Annotated in this window: 5 protein-coding genes; 3 read left to right on the top strand and 2 right to left on the bottom strand. The window is 51.9% G+C overall.

The features are described from left to right. Positions 1 to 224: 224 nt before the first annotated feature. Both pqqU and J1785_RS04540 read left to right on the top strand, forming a co-directional pair. Positions 225 to 2,378 carry a TonB-dependent receptor PqqU gene (pqqU, locus tag J1785_RS04545; RefSeq protein WP_129991105.1) on the top strand — a complete coding sequence of 718 codons (2,154 nt, stop codon included), beginning with the start codon at positions 225 to 227 and terminating at the stop codon, positions 2,376 to 2,378. Positions 2,379 to 2,577: 199 nt separating this feature from the next. After that, the gene (locus J1785_RS04540; RefSeq protein ID WP_129953356.1) at positions 2,578 to 4,977 is read left to right on the top strand and encodes a glucose/quinate/shikimate family membrane-bound PQQ-dependent dehydrogenase; all 2,400 of its coding nucleotides are present in this window, start codon (positions 2,578 to 2,580) and stop codon (positions 4,975 to 4,977) included. Positions 4,978 to 5,056: 79 nt separating this feature from the next. On the opposite strand, the gene J1785_RS26865 is transcribed toward J1785_RS04540, so the two are convergent. Next, positions 5,057 to 5,218, bottom strand: a complete 162-nt coding sequence (locus J1785_RS26865; RefSeq protein ID WP_240783454.1) for an SH3 domain-containing protein — start codon at positions 5,216 to 5,218, stop codon at positions 5,057 to 5,059. Between the two features lie 8 nt (positions 5,219 to 5,226). Then, positions 5,227 to 5,685 (bottom strand): acyltransferase, encoded by a 459-nt coding sequence (locus J1785_RS04530; RefSeq protein ID WP_217218908.1) that lies wholly within the window; start codon positions 5,683 to 5,685, stop codon positions 5,227 to 5,229. Positions 5,686 to 5,899: 214 nt separating this feature from the next. Between J1785_RS04530 and J1785_RS04525 the strand changes: the two genes are divergently transcribed. Then, the gene (locus tag J1785_RS04525) at positions 5,900 to 6,262 is read left to right on the top strand and encodes a DUF596 domain-containing protein (protein ID WP_217218907.1); all 363 of its coding nucleotides are present in this window, start codon (positions 5,900 to 5,902) and stop codon (positions 6,260 to 6,262) included. The last annotated feature ends 185 nt before the right edge of the window (positions 6,263 to 6,447 follow it).

Below are 6,447 nucleotides of genomic sequence, written 5' to 3'. Positions count from 1 at the left end.
GAATGTGAAATCGGGCCCAGATGTACACTGCGTGCGGTATTTTGTTAAAAAGTTATATTTGTAAAGTTGCGTATGTACTAACAGGAAGAAAAAATCTATAGTGAGCCCCTTCACGGCTCTCAATCAGATTGGTCGATTTATGTCTACTTCTTATGTCCAAAATTGAGAGATGCGTCGTATTTTTTTGACTCAACCTTTTAACGTAAAACAAAAGAAATCATAAAGTGAACGCCAAAACCTCTGCTTTTATCATCACGTTTCTGTCATTTTTTAACCCGGTATCTGTCAGTTATGCCCAGTCTTCGACGGCGTTACCGAAAGAGGATGCCGGTGACAGTTCCGGTTCATCAACACTGATGGTCATCAAGCGTGAAAGTACCGGGAAACTCTCCGAACTCGATACGCCGGCTGCGGTCAGCGTCATTGATGGCGACGATTTCAGAAACAGCAAAGCCCAGGTCAATCTTTCTGAAAGTCTCGGCAGCGTCCCCGGTTTACAGGTTCAAAACCGCCAGAACTATGCACAGGATTTGCAACTTTCTGTTCGCGGATTCGGTAGCCGTTCCATGTATGGCGTGCGCGGCGTGCGTATTTACGTTGATGGTATTCCGGCCACCATGCCGGACGGACAGGGGCAAACGTCTAATATTGATCTCAATTCCGTAGACCGCGTTGAAGTGTTGCGCGGGCCGTTTTCGGCACTGTATGGCAATTCTTCAGGCGGCGTGGTGAATGTCGATACCCAAACGGGTTCACAGCCTGCCAAACTGGAAGCGGGTACGTATTTCGGCAGCTATGGATCGTTTCGTAACAGCATTAAAGCCAGCGGCGCAACCGGAGACGGCACGCATGCCGGTGATGTGAATTATCTGATTTCCGGTTCCCGTTTCACCACTGACGGTTACCGCGACCACAGTGGTACGCAGAAAAATCTCGGCAATGGCAAACTGGGCGTGCGTATTGATGATGCCAGTACCCTGACGCTGATGTTTAACAGCGTGTCCGTAGATGCCAATGATCCGGGCGGCCTGACAGAATCTGAATGGCACGATGACCCGAAGCAGGCTAAACGTGCCGATCAGTACAATGCCCGTAAGAGTCTGGATCAGACCCAGGTCGGATTACGCTATCAGCGACAGATGAGCGAAAACGACGAGTTCAGCCTGATGACCTATCACGGCGAGCGTCACACAACGCAATACCAGACGATTCCTGCGGCATCGCAGAAAAATCCGCTGAACGCGGGCGGGGTGATTGTTCTTGAACGTAAATATTCGGGTGTGGATACCCGCTGGAAACATGACGATCAACTAGGTTCTGTGCCGTTCTCGGTCACCGGCGGTCTGGATTATGAAACCATGACTGAACGTCGTTTCGGTTATGAAAATTTCAACAGCGAAGGCGATCTGGGCGTCAAAGGTGACGAGCGTCGTAACGAAAAGAACGTCATGTGGAACCTCGATCCTTATCTGCAAACCACGTGGAACCTGACATCGCGCTGGACGCTGGATGCCGGTGCGCGTTACAGCACGGTCAGTTTCGACTCGCAGGATTATTACATTACCGGCCGCAATCCTGATGACAGCGGTTCGCGCCGTTATCATAAACTGCTGCCGATGGCGTCCCTGAACTATGCCGTAACGCCGGCACTGAACACCTATATTTCTGCCGGTCGTGGTTTCGAAACGCCGACCATTAATGAACTGTCTTACCGTAGTGACGGCCAGTCTGGCCTGAATCTGGGGCTGGAGCCTTCCACCAGTAACACCGTGGAGCTGGGCAGCAAATGGCGCGTGGGTAACGGTTTAGTGACCGCAGCCGTATTTCAGACTGATACCGATGATGAGCTGATTGTGGCAAAAAGTGTCGGTGGACGTTCGAGCTACACCAACGCGGGTAAGACCCGTCGCCGTGGTCTGGAATTGTCGTTAGATCAGCAAATTGAAGAGAACTGGCGCGTGAAAATGGCCTGGACGCTACTCGATGCGACCTTCCGCAACGAGACCTGTGGTGCGGGCGATTGCACACCCGCAGGCAACCGTCTGCCTGGAATTGCGCGCAACATGGGCTACGCTTCCCTTGAGTGGGCGCCGCCGGAAGGTTGGCATGCGGGTGCCGATGTGCGCTACATGAGCGACATCGAAGTGAACGACGAAAACAGTGAACAGGCACCGGCTTATACCGTCGCCAGCGTGAATGCGGGGTACCGCTTCAACTGGAGTAACGTGACGCTTGATCTGTTTACCCGCGTCGACAATCTGTTTGACAGAAATTATGTCGGTTCTGTGATCGTCAATGAAGGCAATGGGCGTTATTACGAACCTGCGCCTGGCAGGAATTACGGTGGCGGCGCTACGCTTTCTTATAGTTTCGAATAATTTACAGTCCGCAAGCATTTTACGAACAGTAAGAACGTTCAGTCAGTAACAACACGAACCACGCAGTGTTGCCTGTTACCTGCAATTCCTGACGCAGGCAGCACCTGCAAGGAATGACACCCGGTGAGAACCGGATGTTCTTGAAGATTCAGGTCGTCCCTGAATCGACGATTATAAAAAATCAGTAAGGTCATCAACTATGGAAACGAAAGCCTCGTTATCACGCATCGTCGTCATAATTACCGCTTTGTTCGCCGCGTTAAGCGGGATTTATCTTCTTGTCGGCGGTATCTGGCTGGCAAAATTAGGGGGTTCTCTTTATTACATTATCGCCGGTGTTATTTCGCTGGTGACTGCGTGGCTGCTCTACCGCCGCCGCTCGTCTGCATTATTGCTCTATGCAATCTTCCTGTTCGGCACCACTGTCTGGGCTGTATGGGAAGTGGGCACCGATTTCTGGGCACTGACGCCGCGTCTGGACGTCACCTTCTTCCTGGGGCTGTGGATCCTGCTGCCTGTCGTATATAACCAGATGCTGGCGAAGAATGGCTTCGCCCGTGGCGCGCTGGCCGTTTCTCTGCTGTTCACGGTTATTGTGCTGGGTTACTCCATCTTCAACGACCCGCAGGTTATTAACGGCACCCTCAAAGCGGCGGATTCTGCTCCGGCAAAATCTGATTCCGGCATTCCGGATGGCGACTGGCCGGCGTATGGTCGTACTCAGGGCGGTACCCGTTACTCGCCACTGAGCCAGATCAATGATAAAAACGTCAGCAAGCTTGATGTAGCCTGGACTTTCCGTACCGGTGATCTGAAGACCCCGAACGATCCGGGCGAAATCACTGACGAAGTGACGCCAATCAAAATCGGCGACATGCTTTACCTGTGTACACCGCACCAGAAGCTGTTTGCTCTGGATGCCGCGACGGGTAAAGAGAAGTGGAAGTTCGATCCTGAGCTGAAACCAAACCCAACCTTCCAGCACGTCACCTGTCGCGGTGTGTCTTACCATGAGACCACGCCAGCAGCAGAAGGTAACGCGACTAACGGCGCCGCGCCTGCTGTCTGTTCCCGTCGTATCATTCTGCCTGTCAACGATGGTCGTCTGTTTGCGCTGGATGCCGAAACCGGTGCACGTTGCCCGGCATTTGGTAACAATGGTGAACTGAACCTGCAAGGCAACATGCCTTATGCGACACCAGGCCACTATGAGCCAACTTCACCGCCAATCATCACCAAATCAGTGATTATCGTGGCCGGTGCGGTGACCGATAACTACTCAAACCGCGAGCCTTCCGGCGTGATCCGTGGCTTTGATGTTGAAACCGGTAAACTGCTGTGGGCTTTCGATCCGGGTGCTGCTGAACCGAATAAATTGCCGGCTGATGGCCAGCATTTCACACCAAACTCCCCGAACTCATGGGCACCTGCGGCTTATGATGACAAACTGGATCTGGTTTACCTGCCAATTGGCGTGGCAACGCCGGATATCTGGGGCGGTAACCGCACACCGGAGATGGAACGTTATGCGAGCGGCCTGCTGGCGCTGAATGCGACCACCGGTAAACTGGCCTGGTTCTATCAGACTGTTCACCACGACTTGTGGGATATGGATGTTCCGGCGCAGCCAACTCTGGCTGATATTACTGACAAGAACGGCAACAAAGTTCCTGCGATTTATGTCCCGACCAAAACCGGTAACATCTTCGTGCTGGACCGCCGTGACGGTAAACTGATTGTCGATGCCCCTGAGAAACCTGTTCCGCAAGGTGCAGCGAAAGGTGACCATGTGTCTCCGACTCAGCCATTCTCGAAACTGACCTTCCGTCCTGAAGCTAAGCTGACTGGCAAAGACATGTGGGGTGCGACGATCTACGACCAGCTGATGTGTCGTGTGATCTTCCACAAACTGCGTTATGAAGGCACCTTCACACCGCCATCCGAGCAGGGCACCCTGGTATTCCCGGGTAACCTCGGTATGTTCGAGTGGGGCGGTATTTCTGTGGATACAGACCGTCAGGTGGCTATTGCTAACCCGATCGCCCTGCCATTTGTGTCTAAACTGATCCCGCGCGGTCCGGGCAATCCGATCGAGCCAGATGCGAACGATAAAGGCGGTTCCGGTACCGAGACGGGTATTCAGCCGCAGTACGGCGTGCCATTTGGCGTGACGCTGAATCCGTTCCTGTCTCCGCTGGGCTTCCCATGTAAACAGCCTGCATGGGGTTACATTTCCGGTGTTGACCTGAAAACCAACGATATCGTGTGGAAAAAACGTATCGGTACCGTGCGCGACAGCTCACCATTACCGCTGCCGTTCAAAATGGGTATGCCAATGCTGGGCGCACCGGTTTCTACCGCCGGTAACGTGTTCTTCATCGCGGCAACCGCAGATAACTACCTGCGCGCGTTCAACATGAGCAACGGTGATAAACTGTGGGAAGCACGTCTGCCAGCAGGCGGCCAGGCGACCCCGATGACTTACTCTGTGAATGGCAAACAGTACGTTGTTATCGCAGCAGGCGGTCACGGTTCGTTCGGCACCAAACTGGGCGATTACATCATCGCTTACGCACTGCCAGATGCTGACGCTAAGTAATCAGGTGTCATAAGATCTGAAATTTGAAAGGCCGCGAAAGCGGCCTTTTTTGTCACGACCGCGCGGGTAACTTTAGCCTTCACGCGATGATGTTCCTTACGTTTTCTTCAGGCACCCAGCCTGATTCCCCGGATTTTTTACATGCCCAGAACCAGCCATTGAGCTTTTTCTCCAGTGTGAGGATTTCCCCCGGAACAACCGATAATTCATATGCCGTATATTTTTCAGTGCAAATTCCCACCAGACGAGCTACAACGCCCGCAACCACCGTGCCGGATTTCCCGCGTAAACGCCTTTCACCGTGATGTCTTTCGTCACTACGCTTCCTGCACCAATCACTGTACCATCGCAGATTGTGACGCCCAGAATGGTCGCACCGCTGCCAATGGAAACATCGTTACCCACGTGAATTCTGGCCCATGAGTTTCGTTCCGCATCAGGCCTGCCGGTTTTAAACATATCATTAGCAAACATCACACCGTGGCCGATAAAGCAGTTTTCCCCGACAGTGACATATTCACAAATAAAGGTATGCGACTGGATTTTTGTCCCCCGTCCGATGCTGGTGTTGGCCTGAATTTCCACAAAGGGTCCGACAAAAACGTCGTCATGCAAAGTGCAGTCATACACATTAGCGGGTTCGTAAATCACCACATTCTGGCCTGCTTTTATATTACGGATTTGCACGTTGCGTGAGGCGTAATACATTTTATTTCTCCTGTCTGAAGTTACCCGAACAATTTCGATGAATATTGCGGGTGATAGACCGATGAGTCTTTAGTTTTTAGATATTGGGAAGTATCGTTCATCATAAAATAGCAAGGAAAACGCGTTATGACAGATATGGACACTGGCCGCAGGATGAATAGCGGAGTGTTTTGCTGTTAATATCCAAATTATTTGAATAATAAAGGCTCTGGTAATGGAAATTAAAACAGTCTGTGATGCTGTTTCAGAAAGTGCCTGCGGGCTTTCAATGGGGGCCGTTTGGCAACATATCAGTGTCGAATGCGCGCACATTCCTGACAACGATGCCTTTCGGGTTGAGGTGTTTTTTACCTTGCTGGAAAGATTGATGAGTGAAGGGGAAATCAGACTGGCTTGTAACGGTGAATTTCTTAGCGGAACCCATGCCCGGCAATTACAGCAGTTAAAAGACGCGTGGCCCCGGGGGAATTCAGAGGATGAATTTGACGACCTCGATGATACCGGTTACTGGTTTTTAGCCCGATCACCGGCAGGAATTGTCTGGATCATGCCCGATGGCAGGGAAATCTGGACATAGGTTTCGCTATTTCCGGCAGCTTGTCACTTGCGGATAATTGCGGCAAACCAGCATGAGTTTATCTTTCGGCTCGAAATCTCTGTCTAACATGCATTGCTGGATTTTTGCAGCCTGCATTAGCGTCGGCTCGAAAGGGCGGGAGCCCAGAGGTTCCGGGTAACCACATTCGTACATGACGCTGATGG

It is taken from the genome of Rahnella perminowiae, assembly GCF_019049755.1.
Taxonomy (GTDB): domain Bacteria; phylum Pseudomonadota; class Gammaproteobacteria; order Enterobacterales; family Enterobacteriaceae; genus Rahnella; species Rahnella perminowiae.
Note: the sequence above shows the minus strand (reverse complement) of the source record. Positions and strands in the feature narration are given on the sequence as shown.

Coding starts and splice junctions, on each gene's coding strand:
- J1785_RS04530 (WP_217218908.1), bottom strand. CDS start 5,685: ATGTATTACGCCTCACGCAACGTGCAAATCCGTAATATAAAAGCAGGC.
- J1785_RS04525 (WP_217218907.1), top strand. CDS start 5,900: ATGGAAATTAAAACAGTCTGTGATGCTGTTTCAGAAAGTGCCTGCGGG.
- J1785_RS04540 (WP_129953356.1), top strand. CDS start 2,578: ATGGAAACGAAAGCCTCGTTATCACGCATCGTCGTCATAATTACCGCT.